Annotated in this window: 14 protein-coding genes; all 14 read right to left on the bottom strand. The window is 62.8% G+C overall.

The window, feature by feature from the left end:
* Nucleotides 1-77: 77 nt before the first annotated feature.
* Entirely contained in the window at nt 78-1,058 is a 981-nt protein-coding gene (locus AC1D0Z_RS02595) for a dienelactone hydrolase family protein (RefSeq protein ID WP_477656675.1), read from the bottom strand.
* Between the two features lie 192 nt (nt 1,059-1,250).
* Nucleotides 1,251-2,480, bottom strand: a complete 1,230-nt coding sequence (gene ftsZ / locus AC1D0Z_RS02590; protein WP_457281095.1) for a cell division protein FtsZ — start codon at nt 2,478-2,480, stop codon at nt 1,251-1,253.
* Nucleotides 2,481-2,628: 148 nt separating this feature from the next.
* Nucleotides 2,629-3,858, bottom strand: coding sequence for a cell division protein FtsA (gene ftsA, locus AC1D0Z_RS02585; RefSeq protein WP_477656674.1), 1,230 nt, complete (start codon nt 3,856-3,858; stop codon nt 2,629-2,631).
* 4 nt (nt 3,859-3,862) lie between these two features.
* Nucleotides 3,863-4,666: a cell division protein FtsQ/DivIB gene (locus AC1D0Z_RS02580; protein ID WP_477656673.1), complete on the bottom strand. Its 804-nt coding sequence runs from the start codon at nt 4,664-4,666 to the stop codon at nt 3,863-3,865.
* Nucleotides 4,663-5,628 carry a D-alanine--D-alanine ligase gene (locus AC1D0Z_RS02575; RefSeq protein ID WP_477656672.1) on the bottom strand — a complete coding sequence of 322 codons (966 nt, stop codon included), beginning with the start codon at nt 5,626-5,628 and terminating at the stop codon, nt 4,663-4,665. The genes AC1D0Z_RS02580 and AC1D0Z_RS02575 overlap by 4 nt, the downstream gene beginning before the upstream one ends.
* Before the next feature lie 8 nt (nt 5,629-5,636).
* The gene (gene murC / locus AC1D0Z_RS02570; RefSeq protein WP_477656671.1) at nt 5,637-7,070 is read right to left on the bottom strand and encodes a UDP-N-acetylmuramate--L-alanine ligase; all 1,434 of its coding nucleotides are present in this window, start codon (nt 7,068-7,070) and stop codon (nt 5,637-5,639) included.
* Entirely contained in the window at nt 7,067-8,149 is a 1,083-nt protein-coding gene (gene murG, locus AC1D0Z_RS02565; protein ID WP_477656670.1) for an undecaprenyldiphospho-muramoylpentapeptide beta-N-acetylglucosaminyltransferase, read from the bottom strand. Before murG ends, murC begins: the two co-directional genes overlap by 4 nt.
* A 159-nt stretch (nt 8,150-8,308) precedes the next feature.
* The gene (gene ftsW, locus AC1D0Z_RS02560; protein WP_477656669.1) at nt 8,309-9,565 is read right to left on the bottom strand and encodes a putative lipid II flippase FtsW; all 1,257 of its coding nucleotides are present in this window, start codon (nt 9,563-9,565) and stop codon (nt 8,309-8,311) included.
* Complete coding sequence (gene murD, locus AC1D0Z_RS02555) at nt 9,562-11,388, bottom strand: UDP-N-acetylmuramoyl-L-alanine--D-glutamate ligase (protein ID WP_477656668.1); 1,827 nt, start codon at nt 11,386-11,388, stop codon at nt 9,562-9,564. The genes ftsW and murD overlap by 4 nt, the downstream gene beginning before the upstream one ends.
* Before the next feature lie 5 nt (nt 11,389-11,393).
* Nucleotides 11,394-12,572, bottom strand: a complete 1,179-nt coding sequence (mraY, locus tag AC1D0Z_RS02550) for a phospho-N-acetylmuramoyl-pentapeptide-transferase (protein WP_477656667.1) — start codon at nt 12,570-12,572, stop codon at nt 11,394-11,396.
* Nucleotides 12,562-13,971, bottom strand: a complete 1,410-nt coding sequence (locus AC1D0Z_RS02545) for a UDP-N-acetylmuramoyl-tripeptide--D-alanyl-D-alanine ligase (RefSeq protein WP_477656666.1) — start codon at nt 13,969-13,971, stop codon at nt 12,562-12,564. Before AC1D0Z_RS02545 ends, mraY begins: the two co-directional genes overlap by 11 nt.
* On the bottom strand, nt 13,968-15,455 hold the full coding sequence (locus AC1D0Z_RS02540; protein WP_477656665.1) for a UDP-N-acetylmuramoyl-L-alanyl-D-glutamate--2,6-diaminopimelate ligase: 1,488 nt from the start codon (nt 15,453-15,455) through the stop codon (nt 13,968-13,970). The genes AC1D0Z_RS02545 and AC1D0Z_RS02540 overlap by 4 nt, the downstream gene beginning before the upstream one ends.
* Complete coding sequence (locus AC1D0Z_RS02535; RefSeq protein WP_477656664.1) at nt 15,452-17,185, bottom strand: peptidoglycan D,D-transpeptidase FtsI family protein; 1,734 nt, start codon at nt 17,183-17,185, stop codon at nt 15,452-15,454. Before AC1D0Z_RS02535 ends, AC1D0Z_RS02540 begins: the two co-directional genes overlap by 4 nt.
* A complete protein-coding gene (ftsL, locus tag AC1D0Z_RS02530; protein WP_477656663.1) occupies nt 17,182-17,490 on the bottom strand; it encodes a cell division protein FtsL in 309 nt (102 codons plus the stop codon). The genes AC1D0Z_RS02535 and ftsL overlap by 4 nt, the downstream gene beginning before the upstream one ends.
* Nucleotides 17,491-17,698: the final 208 nt, after the last annotated feature.

Here is a 17,698-nt window from a genome sequence, read left to right as displayed (position 1 = left end):
TTTAAGTGTTGCAGCCGATTGCCGCAGTTGGAGTCTTTGATGGCCACCATAGCCAAAGTGCTACAAGTCCAGCCTTGTTACAGGTGCTGCCTGAAGAATGCCGTCCAGTGCGGCACCGCGACGAAGCGGTCCTTCCAGTAGCCCGTGTGAAAAACCTTGCTGACACATCGGGCCATCATGGCGTTGACGTCGTCACCGGGCACGGTGATGCCGCTGTTAAGTTCGGTCACACCCGATTCGTCGACCAAGACATCGCACTTGGCATAGTGCGGCCCGAAGGCATTGCGTTGCCGCTTGTAAGGTGCGTCGAAACTGTGGCCCTCGCCTTCCAGCACCACGATCTTCGCGTTGCCACCGCGCCCGTTCATCCAGCCCACGTGGCGCTCACAGTATCGGCTCGGGGTTTCGTCGTCCACTTCACCGGTGATGAAAAGGAAAGGGGTATTCACGTAGGCGTCACGCCGGGCATTGCGATAACCGCAATAGCCATACAAAGCCACCACCGCGTCAACGTGTTTGAGGTTGAAATCGCTGGTGTACAAGCGCCGCATGTTGCGCTCAATCAGTGCGTGTGCGAATTTCTGCTGAATCATGACTGCGGCGCCGCCGCCCTGCGACTCACCGATGCTGCCGACTTTTTCGAAACCGCGGCCGCGCAGCCAGCCGGCAGCTGCGAGGCTGTCAGTGGCCATATTGAATTCATTCCCGCCTTTGCGCGACGCCGCCGGGTAGTCGTTGTGCGTCACGTCGATGCCTCGAGGCCTCCAGTGATCAATCACCAGCGCTGCGAAACCTTCCTTCTGAAGGCTGTCCACATAATCGAACATGCGGCTGTCGATACCCTGCGAGCCGTGCGAGATCAGCACAACCTTCGTCTGCCCGGGCTGACTGAACAGGTAGCCCTGCGCATCGAGTTTGTTGCAGACAAAGGGAGTACCCGCGCACACCATGCTGGGCCAACTCACTTTTCCGGCCGCCTCGGGCCTGGCGGTCTGGGCGACCGCGAGCGGCGCAAGAAAAGCTGCCAGGGCGGCGATACACAATGCCGGGATTTTCATTTCCACCTTTTTTGACGAAATTCTGTCAAACGACAAGGAAAAAAAGTGGCCGAACCAGTCCACGCCCCAACGGCGATTAATCGAATGGAAAGCGTAGCGAGCGGGCTGAGGTTGCGCTGAGGAGCGGAGCCGTACTCAGGTACGGCGAGCACCGCAAGTGCAAGATCAGCCTGCGCAGTAGCTTTACATCGATTAATCGGCCTGCTTGCGCAGAAAGGCCGGAATCTCAAAGTCGTCCATACCGCCAGAGGCCAGGGCGTCGACTTTTGCGGCCGCCTGGGTCCGGTTGGTACGCCACACGCTGGGGACCGACATGTTGCCGTAGTCAGGCTGTGCCGATCCCATGGCCGTCTGCGCCGTGCCGGCGCCATTGGCTGTGGTGTTCAGCGTTGGGACGTTGAACGGCACGTTGTCAGTACCCGTGCGCAGCACCTGCAGCGGCGGTGCATGGCGGCGCACGCCCTGGCGCGAGAGGCCCGTTGCAACCACGGTCACACGGATGTCGTCGCCCAGCTCATCATCGTAGGCCGTGCCGTAGATCACATGCGCATCGGGGGAGGCGTATGCGCGGATGGTGTTCATCGCCAGCTTGGATTCGCTCAGCTTGAGCGAGCCCTTGGCCGCGGTGATCAACACCAGCACGCCTTTGGCGCCGGACAGATCAATGCCTTCCAGAAGCGGGCAGGCCACGGCCTGTTCGGCCGCGATGCGGGCGCGGTCCGGGCCGTTGGCCTTGGCCGTTCCCATCATGGCCTTGCCGGGTTCACCCATCACGGTACGCACGTCTTCAAAGTCGACGTTGACGTGGCCGGGCACGTTGATGATTTCGGCGATGCCGCCCACGGCGTTTTTCAGCACGTCGTTGGCATGGGCAAAAGCCTCATCCTGTGTCACGTCGTCACCCAGCACTTCGAGCAGCTTTTCATTGAGCACCACAATCAGTGAGTCAACGTTGGCTTCGAGCTCCGCCAGGCCGAGGTCGGCATTGGTCATGCGGCGGCCGCCCTCGAAGTCAAACGGCTTGGTCACCACGCCGACTGTCAGGATGCCCATTTCCTTGGCCACGCGTGCGATCACGGGGGCCGCGCCGGTACCGGTGCCGCCGCCCATGCCCGCAGTGATAAACAGCATGTGCGCACCGGCAATCGCGCTGCGGATGTCGTCCACCGCCAGTTCGGCGGCATCGCGTCCCTTGTCGGGCTTGCTGCCCGCGCCCAGTCCGCTGGCGCCCAGCTGGATGGTCTTGTGCGCGCTGCCGCGGCTGAGTGCCTGCGCGTCGGTATTGGCGCAGATGAATTCGACGCCTTGCACGCCGCATTCAATCATGTGCCCCACGGCGTTGCCGCCACCGCCGCCCACACCGATCACCTTGATCTGTGTGCCCTGGTTGAATTCTTCGATTTCAATCATTTCGATGCTCATTGGGAGCCTCCTAATTCAATAAAACTGCAGTTGCCAATAATTGGAAATTTGTATTTATGGTTGACATGGCTTCCTCACGCAGGGGGATCCGCCCCGCCTGAATGCATACAACGGGACGGCCTGCCGATAAAAGTGGAATAGGTATTCATCAGAAATTCCCCACAAACCAGTCCTTGACCCGGCCGAATGCGTTGTGCACACTGCCTGCCTTCTGCGACACTTTGTAGCCGCGCATGCGGGCCAGCCTGGCTTCTTCGAGCAAGCCCATGACCGTGGCGGCCCGGGCCTGGGCCACCATGTCCGACAGCGCACTGTTGTAGCGCGGCATGCCCCGGCGAACCGGTTTGAGGAAGATGTCCTCGCCAAGCTCCACCATGCCGGGCATGACGGCACTGCCACCGGTGATCACGATCCCGGAAGACAGTACTTCCTCATAGCCCGACTCGCGGATCACCTGCTGGACCAGCGAGAAAATTTCCTCGATCCGCGGCTCGATCACGCCGGCCAGCGCCTGCTTGCTCAGCATGCGCGGCCCCCGGTCGCCCAGCCCCGGTACTTCCACCTGGGTGTCGGGATCGGCAAGCAGCTGCTTGGCGTACCCGCTTTCCACTTTGATGTCTTCAGCGTCCTTGGTGGGCGTGCGCAGCGCCATGGCGATGTCGCTGGTGATCAGGTCGCCGGCAATCGGGATGACCGCGGTATGCCGGATGGCGCCGCCGGTGAAGATGGCGACGTCGGTGGTGCCGGCGCCGATATCGACCATGGCCACACCCAGCTCCTGCTCGTCCTGCGTCAGCACCGCCAGGCTCGAAGCCAGCGGATTGAGCATGAGCTGGTCGACTTCAAGCCCGCAGCGACGCACACATTTGATGATGTTTTCAGCAGCGCTCTGGGCGCCCGTCACGATGTGCACCTTGGCTTCCAGTCGTATGCCGCTCATGCCGATGGGCTCGCGCACATCCTGGCCGTCAATCACGAACTCCTGCGGCTCCACCAGCAGCAGCCGCTGGTCGGTCGAGATGTTGATGGCCTTGGCTGTTTCGATCACGCGGGCAACATCGGCCTGCGTGACTTCCTTGTCCTTGACCGCCACCATTCCGCTGGAGTTGATGCCGCGGATGTGGCTGCCGGTAATGCCGGTGTAGACGCGGGCGATCTTGCAGTCGGCCATCAGTTCGGCCTCCTTGAGCGCCTGCTGGATGCTTTGCACGGTGGCGTCGATGTTGACAACCACGCCGCGCTTGAGGCCATTGCTCGCCGCGATGCCCAAGCCGGCAAGCTTGAGCTCCCCGCCCGGCATGACCTCGGCCACCACCGCCATGACCTTGCTGGTTCCGATGTCCAGCCCGACCACCAGATCTTTGTATTCCTTGGCCATATATTTACCTTTTTTTCTTTCCGTCGTCTTTGTCAGCGGGGTTTCCCGTGGTGACGCCCCTGAGCCTGATCGCAYACCCATTGCCGTAACGCAGGTCGGCGGACTCCAGGTCCCGCCCGTACCGCGATGACACCTGCGTCACCGTGGCAATGAAGCGGCGGGTGCGCACCTGTATTTCATCCAGCGAACCGTGCCCCAGCTCAATCACGGCGCCACTGTCCAGCTGCGCACGCCAGCCGCCCTGGCTGGTCATCTGCAGCTGCTCCAGCGTGGCATCGGTTTCATCAAACATCGGCGCCAGCATCCGGTAGGCCTGCAGCACCTGGGAAGCCTGTCCCGGCGGGCCGTTCAGCACCGGCAGGTCTTCCGCCTCCACTTCGCCCTGGTTGGCTTCAAACACTTCGCCGAAGCTGTTGACCAGCCGGGCATCGCCTTCAGCGCCCCAGAACGCCACCGGCTTGTGCTCCTGCAGCACCACCTTCAACCGGTTGGGGAATTCGCGCTGCACCAGGGCCCTGCGCACCCAGGGAACAGATTCGAATACTGCGCGCGTGGCGCCCAGGTCCACCGTGAAAAAATTACCCGACAGCCTCGGCGCCACATTGGCCCGCAATGTCACCGCGTTGTTGTGCGTCAGGTCACCCTGCACGTGAATCGCACTCAGGCTGAACAGGGACTGGCGCATGAGCCACGCCACAGCCACTGACGCAACCATGGCGGCAAACGCCAGGCCCAGAACCACCGAAAAGGTGTTCATGAGCTTGACGTCCATCGGCAAGGAGGGCGGCAGTGGCAGGGTTCTGCTCAAGTGGCGGCACCCCCATGTCTTTCGTGATCGAGCGAAGCGGTCTTCAGCACCTCGATGCACAGGTCTTCGTATGAGATTCCAGCCGCACGGGCGGACATGGGCACCAGCGAATGGCTGGTCATGCCCGGTGACGTGTTGATCTCCAGCAGGTAGGGCTTGCGCGTCAGCCTGTCGATCATCACGTCGGCGCGGCCCCAGCCGCGGCAATTGAGAACGCGGAAGGTATCGAGCACAAGCTGCTGGATGGCGGCTTCTTCGCCTTCCGGCAGCCCGCAGGGCACCAGGTACTGCGTGGTGTCCGTGAAATACTTGTTCTGGTAGTCGTAGTTGCCGTCGGGCGCCACGATACGGATGACCGGCAGCGCGCGCGCCCCGGCCCCCGTACCCAGCACCGGGCAGGTCACCTCGTCACCGCTGATGAACTGCTCGCACAGGACATCGGCATCGAGCTGTTCAGCCTGCGCCACAGCGGCGGCCATGGCGGAGCGCTCCGTCACCTTGGTCAGCCCGATTGACGAGCCCTCACGTGCCGGCTTGACAATCAAAGGCAGGCCAAGCTCATCAGGCACGGCGGCGATGTCGGAAGCGCTGTAAGTGCCTCGACGCAACAAACGATAGCGGGGGGTCGGCAGCCCTTCGGAAATCATCACGCGTTTTGTCATGACCTTGTCGATGGCCATGCTGGAGGCCATGACACCCGAGCCGGTGTAAGGAATGCCCAGCAGCTCCAGCGCGCCCTGCACCGTGCCATCCTCCCCAAAGCGGCCATGAAGTGCGATGAAGCAACGCTCGAACCCGTCCTTCTTCAGTTCGCCCAGGTCGCGCTCGGCAGGATCAAAAGCATGGGCATCCACGCCGCGCGAACGCAGCGCCTGGAGCACACCGTTACCCGACATGAGCGAGACCTCGCGCTCCGCCGACAGGCCCCCCATCAGGACGGCGACTTTTCCAGAATTCAACATGTCTGCCTTCATGGCCGGGCCTCCCTGGCACCATCGGTTCCTGCCGGTTCCAGCATTTCTGCCACCCTGGCGGGCACCATGCCGATGGACCCGGCACCCATGCACATCACGACGTCGCCATCCAGCGTGTTGTCGATGATGGCCTGCGGCATGGCATCAATCTCATCCACAAAGACGGGTTCCAGCTTGCCGGCCACACGCAGCGCACGGGCCAGTGAGCGGCCGTCGGCGGCGACGATGGGCGCCTCGCCGGCGGCATACACCTCAGACAGCAGTACCGCATCGGCGTTGCCGATCACCTTGACGAAATCTTCAAAACAGTCACGCGTGCGTGTGTAGCGGTGCGGCTGGAAAGCCAGCACCAGCCGTCGCCCTGGGAAGGCGCCGCGTGCGGCCGCCAGCGTCGCGGCCATTTCCACCGGGTGGTGGCCATAGTCTTCGATCACGGTGAAATGTCCGCCGCCCTTGGCCGGCATCTCCCCGTAACTCTGAAAGCGCCGTCCGACGCCCCGGAATTCAGCCAGCGCTTTTTGTACCGCCGCGTCCGGCACGTTGAGCTCAACGGCAATGGCAATGGCCGACAATGCATTGAGCACGTTGTGCTCGCCGGCCAGGTTGAGCACGACTTCCATGTCGGGCAAGGTGACGCCGTTGCGGCGCTGGGCCGTGAAATGCATTTGCGCACCCACCGGCCGCACGTTGACGGCGCGCACCTGGGCATCCTCGCCAAAGCCGTAGCTGGTGATGGGGCAGGAAACCTGGGGCAGGATGTCGCGCACAGCGGGGTCGTCCGTGCACAAAATTGCTGTGCCGTAAAAAGGCATGCGGTGCAGGAAATCGACAAACGCCTTCTTGAGGTTGCCGAAATCATGACCGTAGGTTTCCATGTGGTCGGCATCGATGTTGGTGACGACAGCCATCACCGGCAGCAGGTTCAGGAATGAAGCGTCCGACTCGTCGGCCTCGACCACGATGTAATCACCAGAACCGAGTTTGGCGTTGGCACCGGCGCTGTTGAGGCGCCCGCCGATGACAAAGGTCGGGTCCAGGCCGCCTTCGGCCAGCACGCTGGCGACGAGGCTGGTGGTGGTGGTTTTCCCGTGGGTCCCCGCGATCGCGATACCCTGCTTGAGGCGCATCAGCTCGGCCAGCATCAAGGCGCGCGGCACCACGGGAATGCGCTTTTCGCGCGCCGCCAGCACCTCGGGGTTGTCGGCCTGCACCGCGGTGGACGTCACCACGGCGTCGACCATCTCAAGATTGCCGGCAGTGTGCCCGACGAAGGTTTTGATGCCGAGCTTGCCCAGGCGCCGCAGCGTCGGGCTGTCAGACAGGTCGGACCCCGAAATGACATATCCCAGGTTATGCAGCACCTCGGCAATGCCGGACATGCCGGCGCCGCCCAGGCCGATGAAGTGGATATTTTTGATGGCGTGTTTCATGTCGCCAGCTCCTCGCAGGCAGCCACCACACGGGCCGTGGCTTCAGTTTTTTGCATCGTTTTGGCCTGTAAGGCAATCTGGACAAGCGCAAGGCGCTCTGTTTTTTGTAGCATCGCGGCGAGCTTTGCGGCGGTAAGGTCGCGCTGCTGAACCAGCCATCCGCCGCCCCCCTCGACCAGAAACTTCGCATTAACCGTCTGGTGGTCGTCGACCGCTGCAGGGAACGGCACGAACAGTGCTGCGGCACCCACGGCCGCGATTTCAGTGACCGTACTGGCACCGGCGCGGCAAATGATCAGGTCGGCATCGGCAAAGGCCTGCGCGGTGTCTTCAATAAACGGCGTGAGTTGCGCCTGCACACCGGCTGCCGCGTAGTTGGCGCGCAACTCCTCGATCTGCAGCGCGCCGCTTTGATGGGTGACATGCGGCCGCTCTGCTTCGGAAATCAGGGCCAGAGCCTTGGGCACCACCTCGTTCAATCCCCGGGCGCCCAGGCTGCCGCCAACGACCAGCAATTTCAGGGGACCGGTACGTCCGGCAAAGCGCTCCTGCGGGCCGGGCTGGCGGGTGAATGCGGGTCGCAGTGGGTTGCCTACCCACTCGGCCTTGGGCAGCACACCCGGAAATGCCGTGAAGACGCGGTCAGCCACGCCCGCCAGTACCTTGTTGACCATGCCCGCCACCGAGTTCTGCTCGTGCAGCACCAGGGGCTTGCCCAGCAGCACACTCATCATCCCCGCCGGAAAGCTGATGTAGCCCCCCAGGCCCACCACCACATCGGGCTTGACACGGCGCACCACCTGGATGCTCTGCCAGAAGGCCTTGAGCAGGCGCAGGGGCAAAAAAGCCAGCGTGAGCGGGCCTTTACCCCGCACACCTGAGAAGTCGATCGATTCAAAAGGGAAGCCACGTGGCGGCACCAGCTGGCTTTCCATGCTCGGACGGGCTGCGCTGCCGCGCCCGCCCAGCCAGTGCACGCGCCAGCCACGCTCCCGCAATGCTTCAGCCACGGCCAAGCCGGGGAAAATGTGGCCGCCTGTTCCCCCCGCCATGACCAAAGCACAGTGCTGCCTGCTCATGCGCGGCCCCCTCTCATGAGCATCGGCACTGACGCGCCGCAGCGCTTTGCGCTGAACCAATTTTGGTGAAACAGACTGTTCATGCGCGGCCTCCGCGCATCAACCGGCACTGGCGCGCCGCAGCGCTTCGCGCTGAGCCAATTTTGGCGAAACAGCTCTTCATGCGCGGCCTCCCCGCATCAAGAGCCTGTTTTCATAATCAATCCTCAGCACTACGGCCAGGGCAATCAGGTTCATCAAAATCGCTGAACCGCCATAACTCATCAATGGCAGCGTCAGGCCCTTGGTCGGCAACGCGCCCAGGTTCACGCCGATGTTGATGAAGGTCTGAAAACCCATCCAGATGCCCACACCTTGCGCTACCAAGCCAGCAAACAGGCGGTCCAGGGCAATCGACTGGCGGCCAATGTGCATGATGCGCCGGGTCATCCACATGAACATGCCGATCACCGCCAGCACGCCCACCAGGCCGAACTCCTCGCCAATCACAGCCATCAGAAAGTCGGTATGTGCTTCCGGCAGCCAATGCAGCTTTTCGATGCTGCCGCCGAGGCCTACGCCAAAGATCTCGCCGCGGCCGAAGGCAATCAGGGAATGGGACAGCTGGTAGCCCTTGCCCATCGAGTATTTATCACTCCACGGATCGAGGTAGGCAAAAATGCGCTCGCGCCGCCATTCGCTGAGCATCACCATCAGACTGAAGGCGACTACCACCACGGCTGCGATGACAAAGAACATGCGGGCGTTAACGCCACCGAGAAAGAGGATGCCCATGGCAATGACCGAGATCACCATGAAGGCGCCCATATCGGGTTCGGCCAGCAGCAGCAATCCGACAATCGCTATGGCGACRGCCATGGGCATGACGGCACGGAAGAAGCGCTCCTTTACTTCCATCTTGCGGACCATGTAATCCGCCGCATAAAGAAGCACTGCAAATTTAGCGAGTTCTGATGGCTGGAAGTTCATGATTCCCAGCGAAATCCAGCGGCGGGCACCATTCACGCCTTTTCCGATGAAGGGCACCAGGACCAGGATCAACAGCAGCAGGGAGAGGACAAACAACCAGGGCGCCAGCTTCTCCCATGTGGCCAGCGGCACCTGAAACGCCAGCACGGCAACGATGAAGGYGACCACCAGCGACAGCACATGACGCATCAGGAAATGGGTATGCGCATAACGCGCAAATTTGGGGTTGTCGGGCATGGCGACGGAGGCCGAATACACCATGACAAGGCCCCACATCAACAAGGCCACGGTGACCCACAGCAAGGCCTGGTCAAACCCGGCCATGCGCACAGGAGGCGCGGCCAGCGTCTGCGGCCGGCTGTGTCCGCCGAGCCGCACCGGAAGGACTTCCGACGCGGCCTTGCCGACGCCGGAGAACCAGCCAAAAAAACGCGCGGCGGCCGTCACAGTACCTGCCCCTGTTCTTGCGCCAGCGCCTGGACAGCCTCACAAAACACCTTGGCCCGATGTTCGTAGTTGTCGAACATGTCGAAGCTGGCACACGCTGGTGACATCAGCACAGCATCGCCTGCCTCGGCCTGCTGCGCAGCCAGGTTGACCGCTTCTTCCATCGAAGCAGCGTCAAATGCGGGAACATTTCGCGGCAAGACTTCCTTGATGAGAGGCGCGTCGCGCCCTATCAACACCACGGCACGCACATGGCGCTGCACCGGGTCGGACAGCGGCGAAAAATCCTGCCCCTTGCCTTCGCCGCCCAGGATCAGTACCAGCTTGCGCTCCAGGCCCAGCCCCGTCAGGGCCGCCACAGTGGCGCCCACATTGGTTCCCTTGCTGTCGTCAAAGTATTCAATTTCGTTGATGACGGCCACGGATTCCACACGATGCGGCTCACCGCGGTATTCACGCAGGCCGTGCAGCATGGGTGCCAGGTTGCAGCCTGCCGCGACGGCCAGGCCCAGGGCCGCCAGGGCATTGGTGGCGTTGTGCCGGCCGCGTATGCGAAGGGCTTCGATTGGCATGAGGCGCTGCACATGCAGCTCCACTTCTTCGTCCTTGCGGCGCTTGATGGTTTCATCAGCCTCGGCCGCGCGCACCAGCCAGGTCATGCCGTTCACGGTTTCAATGCCGTAATCGCCGGGACGCTGCGGCTCGCCCGCGCCGAAGGTGGCATGCGGGCGCAGTTGCGGCGGCTTCAGCCGTACCTTGACGGGCGGCGGCAGCATCGCCATCACGCGCTCGTCGTCGCGGTTGAGCAGCATGAAGGTGGTGGCCCCAAACACCCTGGCCTTTGCCGCTACATAGGCATCCATGTCGCCGTGCCAGTCGAGATGGTCCTGCGTGATGTTGAGCACCACGGCGGCCGTTGGCTCAAAGCCCTGCACGTCGGCGAGCTGGAAGCTGGACAGCTCCAGAGCCCAGACTTGCGGCAGGGTTTGCGCATCCATGTGGGCCGACAGCGTGTCGAGGAGCGTAGGGCCGATGTTGCCGGCCACGGCCACGGTTTTACCCGCGCGCTGCACCAGCTGGCCGAGCAGCGAGGTCACCGTGGTCTTGCCATTGGTTCCCGTGATGGCCAGCACCGCAGGGCGGTAGCCGGGCACCGGCTCGGCTTGAACCAGAGCCAGCAACGCAGCGGGTAACGCAGCTTCTTCCCCGGCTTCATCCGCAGCCGGCACCTCGTCCGTGGCATCGGGCACGGCCATGTCCGTTTCTTGCAGGTCGCCTGAAGTTTCAGCTGCCAACGCGGTTTCGCCTAGGGGCGCATCAGCGGCAACAGCGGCATCGGCTATCCCAGCTGCTTCAATAGCCTGAATCGTGTCGGACGCGTCAAGCGCGGCAGGCGTATCGGGCAGAGGCGCTTCGGCCGGCGGCTCGGGAGTCGCAACAGCATCAGTGGATTCTTCAGCCGCCTCGGCAGCGGGCGGCTCGCGCAGGTCCGCCAGCGCGCGCGCGAAGAGGTCCAGCTCCCCGCCCACCGGCAAGCCCATGGCGCGGGCGGCGTCGGCTACCGGTGCGATGGTTTCAGGCGTCAGGCCGGGCGAGCGGTAGACCACGCGCACGGCGGTGCCCTGCACCAGCTCCGGGGTGAAGGCGCCGCCCACAAAGGCCACGCCCGGCAGTTCTTCACGCAACTTCGCCAACAAGGGCGGCGCTTCACGCGTATCGGCAACCGTCACGTGCGCCCCGTGGCGCGCGCACCAGCGCGCCATGGCCAGGCCGGACGCGCCCAGGCCCAGGATCAACACGGTTTGGTCTTGTAAATGCCGCATGCCTGTTACCTGAGCTTCAAGGTGGAAAGGCCGATGAGGCACAGCAGCATGGTGATGATCCAGAAACGGACGACCACCTGGGTTTCTTTCCAGCCGCTTTTCTCGAAGTGGTGGTGCAGCGGCGCCATCTTGAGGATGCGGCGGCCTTCGCCATAGCGTTTCTTGGTGTACTTGAACCACGTCACCTGCATCATCACGGAAAGCGCTTCGACAACGAAGATGCCGCCCATGATGGCCAGGACGATTTCCTGTCGCACGATGACGGCGATGGTGCCCAGCGCCGCACCCAGCGCCAGCGCGCCCACATCGCCCATGAACACCTGGGCCGGATGCGTGTTGAACCAGAGGAACGCCAAACCGGCGCCCGCCATGGCCGAGCAGAAAATGAGCAGTTCGCCGGACCCCGGAATGTGCGGGAAGAAAAGGTATTTGGAATAGACCGAGCTGCCTGTGACGTAGGCGAATACACCCAGCGCGGAGCCCACCATGACCACGGGCATGATGGCGAGCCCGTCCAGCCCGTCGGTCAAATTGACGGCATTGCTCGAACCCACGATCACGAGGTAGGTCAGGATCACAAACCCGAACACACCCAACGGGTAGCTGATTTCCTTGACGAACGGCACGAGCAACCCGGCCTTGGGCGGCAGGTTCACGTCAAAGCCCGACTGCACCCAGCTGAAGAACAACTCCAGCACCCGCATGTTGGAACTTTCCGAAATACTGAACACCAGGTAAAGCGCTGCCACCAGGCCAATGATGGACTGCCAGAGGTATTTCTCACGGGAGCGCATGCCCTCCGGATCCTTCAGCACCACCTTGCGCCAGTCATCTGCCCAGCCGATAGCGCCAAAACCCAGGGTGACGATGAGGACAATCCAGACAAAGCGGTTTGACAGGTCGAACCACAGCAGCGTGGAAATGCCGATGGCCAGCAGGATCAGAACGCCACCCATGGTCGGCGTGCCGCTCTTGCTCAAATGCGTTTGCATGGCGTATTCGCGGATCGGCTGGCCAATCTTGAGCGAGATCAGCCGCCGGATGACAAAGGGCCCGGCCAGAAGGCCGATGAGCAGCGCAGTGAGCGCGGCCATGACGGCGCGGAAGGTCAGGTACTGAAACACCCGGAAGAATCCGAATTCAGGTGAGATCGACTGGAGCCACTGGGCCAGGCTAAGCAGCATGGGGCTCTTCCTTATGGTTATGGTTTTGTTGAGTTGGGTCGGATGCGTGAGCCGTGACGGCCTGAACCACACGCTCCATCTTCATGAAACGGGAGCCCTTGACCAGGACGCTGCCTGTGCCGGGCAGCTCCGCCAACACAGCAGCGATGAGCTCGTCGATGCCGCCGAAAATCTGCGCACCACCGAAACCAGCGGCCGCCTGCTTCGATTGCTCGCCCAGCGTGAAAAGTTTTTCAATGCCCAGCGCGCGTGCATGGCGCCCGGCCTCGTCGTGAAATTGCGGCCCCTGGTCGCCGACCTCGCCCATGTCCCCCATGACCATCAGGCGCGGCCCGGGCAGTTCGGCGAGAACCTCAAGCGCGGCGTGCATGGAGTCTGGATTAGCGTTGTAACTGTCGTCGACCAGGGTCAGCAGCCGGTCACTCAGAGTCACGGGGATGGCGCGGGAGCGGCCCTTGACCGGCACAAAAGCCGAAAGCCCCTCGGAGATCGAGGCCAGGGGTACGCCCGCCGCCAGCGCGCAAGCCGCTGCTGCCAGTGCATTCTTGACGTTGTGCCGGCCAGCGATATGCAGCGAGAAATCTGCAGCGCCTGCAGGCGTGGCGGCGGCCACCTTCCAGCTACCGCCTTCCCATTGCGCAGTCCCGGTGATATCGGCTGGGCCCGAGAGCGCGAAGGTCAGGACCTTGCGCTCACCCACGAGTTCGCGCCATAGCGGGGTGTATTCGTCGTCTGCTGGAAAGACCGCAGTTCCCCCCGCATGCAGAGAATGAAACACTGCACCGTTTTCGTACGCCACCGCTTCCACCGTGGCCATGAATTCGAGGTGTTCGCGCTGCGCATTGTTGACCAGCGCAACCGTGGGCCTGGTGAGCTCAGCCAGGTAGGCGATCTCGCCGGGATGGTTCATGCCGAGCTCGACCACGCCCACTTCGTGCACGGCAGACAGGCGCAGCAACGTGAGTGGAACGCCAATGTCGTTATTGAGATTGCCTTCGGTTGAAAAGGCTTTATCGGCCTTCCATGCGCGCAATATCGACGCGATCATTTGCGTGACGGTTGTTTTTCCGTTACTACCTGTCACTGCAATCAACGGCAGGCTGAATTGGGAACGCCAGCCTGCGGCCAATTGCCCTAGCGCCAGACGGGTGTCAGTAACTTCCAGCCCCGGCAGGCCGGCTGGCGCCAGGCCGTGATGGGCAATGGCCGCCACCGCGCCCTGGGCCTTTGCCTGGGCGAGAAATTCGTGGGCATCAAAACGTTCGCCCTTGAGTGCCACAAACAGGTCACCGGCCTGCAGGCTGCGCGTGTCGGTGTTGACGCGCAATGCCGTTACGCTGGCGTCTCCCACCAGCCGGGCGGCAGGCAGCCAGTCCAGGGCTTGCTGCAAACGCATCATGGCCGGCCTCCGGGTACAGCCAGGGCGTCGAGGGCGGCCTGCGCATGGGCGCGGTCAGAAAACGGAAGCCTGACGCCATGTATCTCCTGATAACCTTCGTGACCCTTGCCTGCCAGCAGCACCACGTCTTCAGGAGCCGCCAAACCCACGGCGTGCGTAATGGCGGCGGCCCGGTCCGCCTGCACGTGTACGGCATCACAATGGCTCAGGCCCAGCAGGACCTGGCCGATGATGGCCAGCGGGTTCTCGCTGCGCGGGTTGTCGCTGGTGACCACCACCTGGTCGGCATTTTTTTCGGCCACGGCCGCCATCAACGGACGTTTGGTGGTGTCGCGGTCACCGCCACAGCCAAACACGCACCATAGCCGGCCATTGCGGCGTGCCGCTGCGGGCCGCAGCGCCAGCAACACTTTTTCCAGGGCATCGGGTGTGTGTGCGTAGTCGATAACCACCAGCGGCCGGCCCGGGACGGCCAGCGTCTCGGTGCGGCCGGGTACCGGCAGGAGGCCGGCACATGCCTTCACCGCGTCGACAAGTGAAACGCCCATGGCGCGCAAAGCCGCGAGTACCCCGAGCAGGTTTGATACGTTGTACTGGCCGACCAGCAGGACCCGCAATGCGTGGCGCTCAGTGCCTTCGACTACTTCAAAGCTCAGGGCGTCCGCGCCATGCTCTATCTTGCATGCCTGCAGGCGCGCCGGCTCCACGCAGGAGACGGTCCAGAGGTCGAGGCCACTGCCAGCGAGCGAGTCCTTCAGTTCAGCACCTTTGGCGTCGTCGATGTTGATGACTGCCGCCTTCAGGCCCGGCCAGCGGAAAAGCGCCGCCTTGGCTTCCCAGTAAGCCTGCATGGAGGCGTGATAGTCGAGGTGGTCCTGCGTGAAATTGGTGAAGATCGCGATCTCGATGGCTGTCGCATCCAGCCGATGCTCGACCACGCCGATGGAAGACGCCTCCAGCGCACAGGCTACAAAGCCCTGGTCGGCAAAACGCCTCAGTTCCTGCTGCAGCAATACCGGGTCGGGCGTGGTCAGGCCGTTGGAAACCATGGCGCCGGGCTCGCCGATACCCAGCGTGCCGATAACGCCGCACTTGTGCCCCAGCCGGCCCAAAGCCTGCGCCAGCCACCAGGCAGTAGAGGTTTTTCCGTTCGTGCCCGTCACCGCGGAAATCCGCAGCTGCCTGCTCGGCTTCCCGAAATAGACAGCCGCGATGGGGCCGGTAGCGGCCTTGAGGCCGGCATACTCCGCGACCCTCTCATCCCTGAAACCGTACGCGGCTGCGCCTGCCTGTTCGACCAGGCAGGCACTGGCGCCTGCATCCAGCGAAGGCCCGACAAACCTGCGCCCGTCGGTTGCGGCGCCAGGCCAGGCAATAAAGCCGTCGCCCTTGCCCACCTTTCGGCTGTCGGTGTGCAGGCTGCCGGTGACGCGCTCGCGCAACCAGCCGGCGGCTTGCTCAGGCGTGTGGAACTGCGTACTCAAAACGATTCCTCCACGGCCTGGGTGGTGATCTGCGGCTTGACGCTCATGTCGGGCTGCACGCCCATCATGCGCAGTGTCTGCTGCACCACTTCACTGAAAACAGGCGCGGCGGCCACGCCGCCGAAGTAGTTGCCGTCGCTGGGCTCGTCGATCATCACCCCGACGATGATGCGCGGCGCCTYGATGGGGGCCATGCCGGTGAACCAGGCGCGGTATTTGTTGGTGGCATACCCTTTGCCGACCTGCTTGTGTGCCGTACCCGACTTGCCGCCCACCGAATAGCCCACGGTTTGCGCCAGCGGGCCCGTGCCACCCGGCGCCGCGGCCATCTGCAACATGCGGCGAACGGCATGCGCGTTCTCAGGCGAAAAAACACGCACGCCCACAGCGGGCTCATCGCTCTTGAGCATGGTGACAGGAATGATCTGCCCGTCGTGCGCGAAGGCGGTATAGGAATGCGCCATCTGGAACAAGGAGGCCGACAAACCGTAGCCATACGCCATCGTGGCCTGCTCCACGGGACGCCAGGTCTTCCACGGCCGGACGCGGCCCGTGACGGCGCCGGGAAACTGGATCTGCGGTTTTTGTCCGTAACCCAATGCCGTGAAKGTGTCCCACATCTCCTGGGGGCTCATCTTCTGCGCGATCTTCAGCGCTCCGACATTGCTGGATTTCTGGATGACGCCTTCAACTGTCAACGTACCGTAGTTGTGGGTGTCGCTGATGGTGAAGCCGCCGATGTTGTAGCGGCCGGGCCCGGTCTCTATGACAGTTTGCGGCTTGATGCGGCCGGCCTCCAGCGCCATCGCCACCGTGATCGGCTTCATCGTGGAGCCGGGCTCGAAGGTGTCAGTCAGGGCCCGGTTGCGCAGCTGTTCGCCGGTCAGGTTTTTCCGCCGGTCGGGTACGTAGCTGGGATAGTTCGCCAACGCCAGCACTTCACCGGTGGTGGAGTCCAGCACCACGACGCTGCCCGCCCGTGCCTTGCGCGCAATGACTGCATCGCGCAGCTTCTGGTAGGCAAAAAACTGCACCTTGCTGTCGATACTCAGCTGGATGTCCTTGCCCTCAACAGGATGCACCTGCTCGCCGACGTCCTCGACAACGCGGCCCAGGCGGTCCTTGATGACACGGCGCGACCCCGCCTTGCCTGCCAGATCCTTGTTGAAGGTCAGCTCAATGCCCTCCTGGCCGCGATCCTCGACGTTGGTGAAACCCACCACATGGGCCACAGTTTCGCCTTCGGGATACTGGCGCTTGTATTCCTTGCGCTGGTAGATGCCCTTGATGCCCATTGCGTGGATTTTTTGCGCTATGGGCTCGTCGACCTGGCGCTTGATCCAGACAAAGGTCTTGTCTTCTTCACCGAGTTTTTTATTGAGGTCAGCCAGCGGCATTTCCAGCAGCCTGGCCAGCTCGGCCAATTGCGCCTTGCTGGCTTCGACGTCTTCCGGAATGGCCCAGATACTGGGCGCCGGCACGCTGGATGCGAGGATCAGGCCATTGCGGTCCAGAATACGGCCGCGGTTGGCGGGCAGCTCCAGCGTGCGGGCGAAACGCACTTCACCCTGGCGCTGGAAAAATTCATTGCCGAAAATCTGAATATAGGCCGCTCGCCCGGCCAGCCCGACAAAAGCCAGGGCAATGCCCGCCACGATAAATTTACTGCGCCATACCGGCGTCTTGCTGGCCAACAGGGGACTGGAGGAATAAAGGACGCTCCGGCTCATGGCTTTGACACCTCCGGCGGCAGCTCTTGCGGGGCAGCCGCGTCTTTGTACGTCACATATTGGGTGATGGCCGGCGTCACAGTGCGCATTTGCAAGCGATCTTTCGCCAGCTTTTCCACCTTCAAGGGCGTGGCTTGAGCACGTTTTTCAACCTGCAGCCGCTCATTCTCGGCTTCCAGCTTCCGGCTTTCGGCCGACGCCTTTTCCAGCTCGACATAGAGGCGGCGCGATTCGTACTGGGTTCGAACCAGATACAGGGCGCTGGCCAAAACGGCAAGCAGCAGCACGAGATTCAGCCTTGCCATATTGCCCCCACGCTTGTCGCTTCGCGTACTGCGCTGCCCCCCGAGGGGGCCGCATTTTTCCTTGGGGCGGCCCGGCGGAAAAACCTGACCCCCACGCTTGTCGCTTCGCGTACTGCGCTGCCCCCCGAGGGGGCCGTATTTTTCCTTGGGGCGGCCCGGCAGAAAAACCTGACCCCCACGCTTGTCGCTTCGCGTACTGCGCTGCCCC

It is taken from the genome of Polaromonas sp. P1_E3, assembly GCF_056405935.1.
The sequence above is the reverse complement of the archived record's forward strand: the minus strand, read 5'-3'. Positions and strand labels throughout refer to the sequence as shown.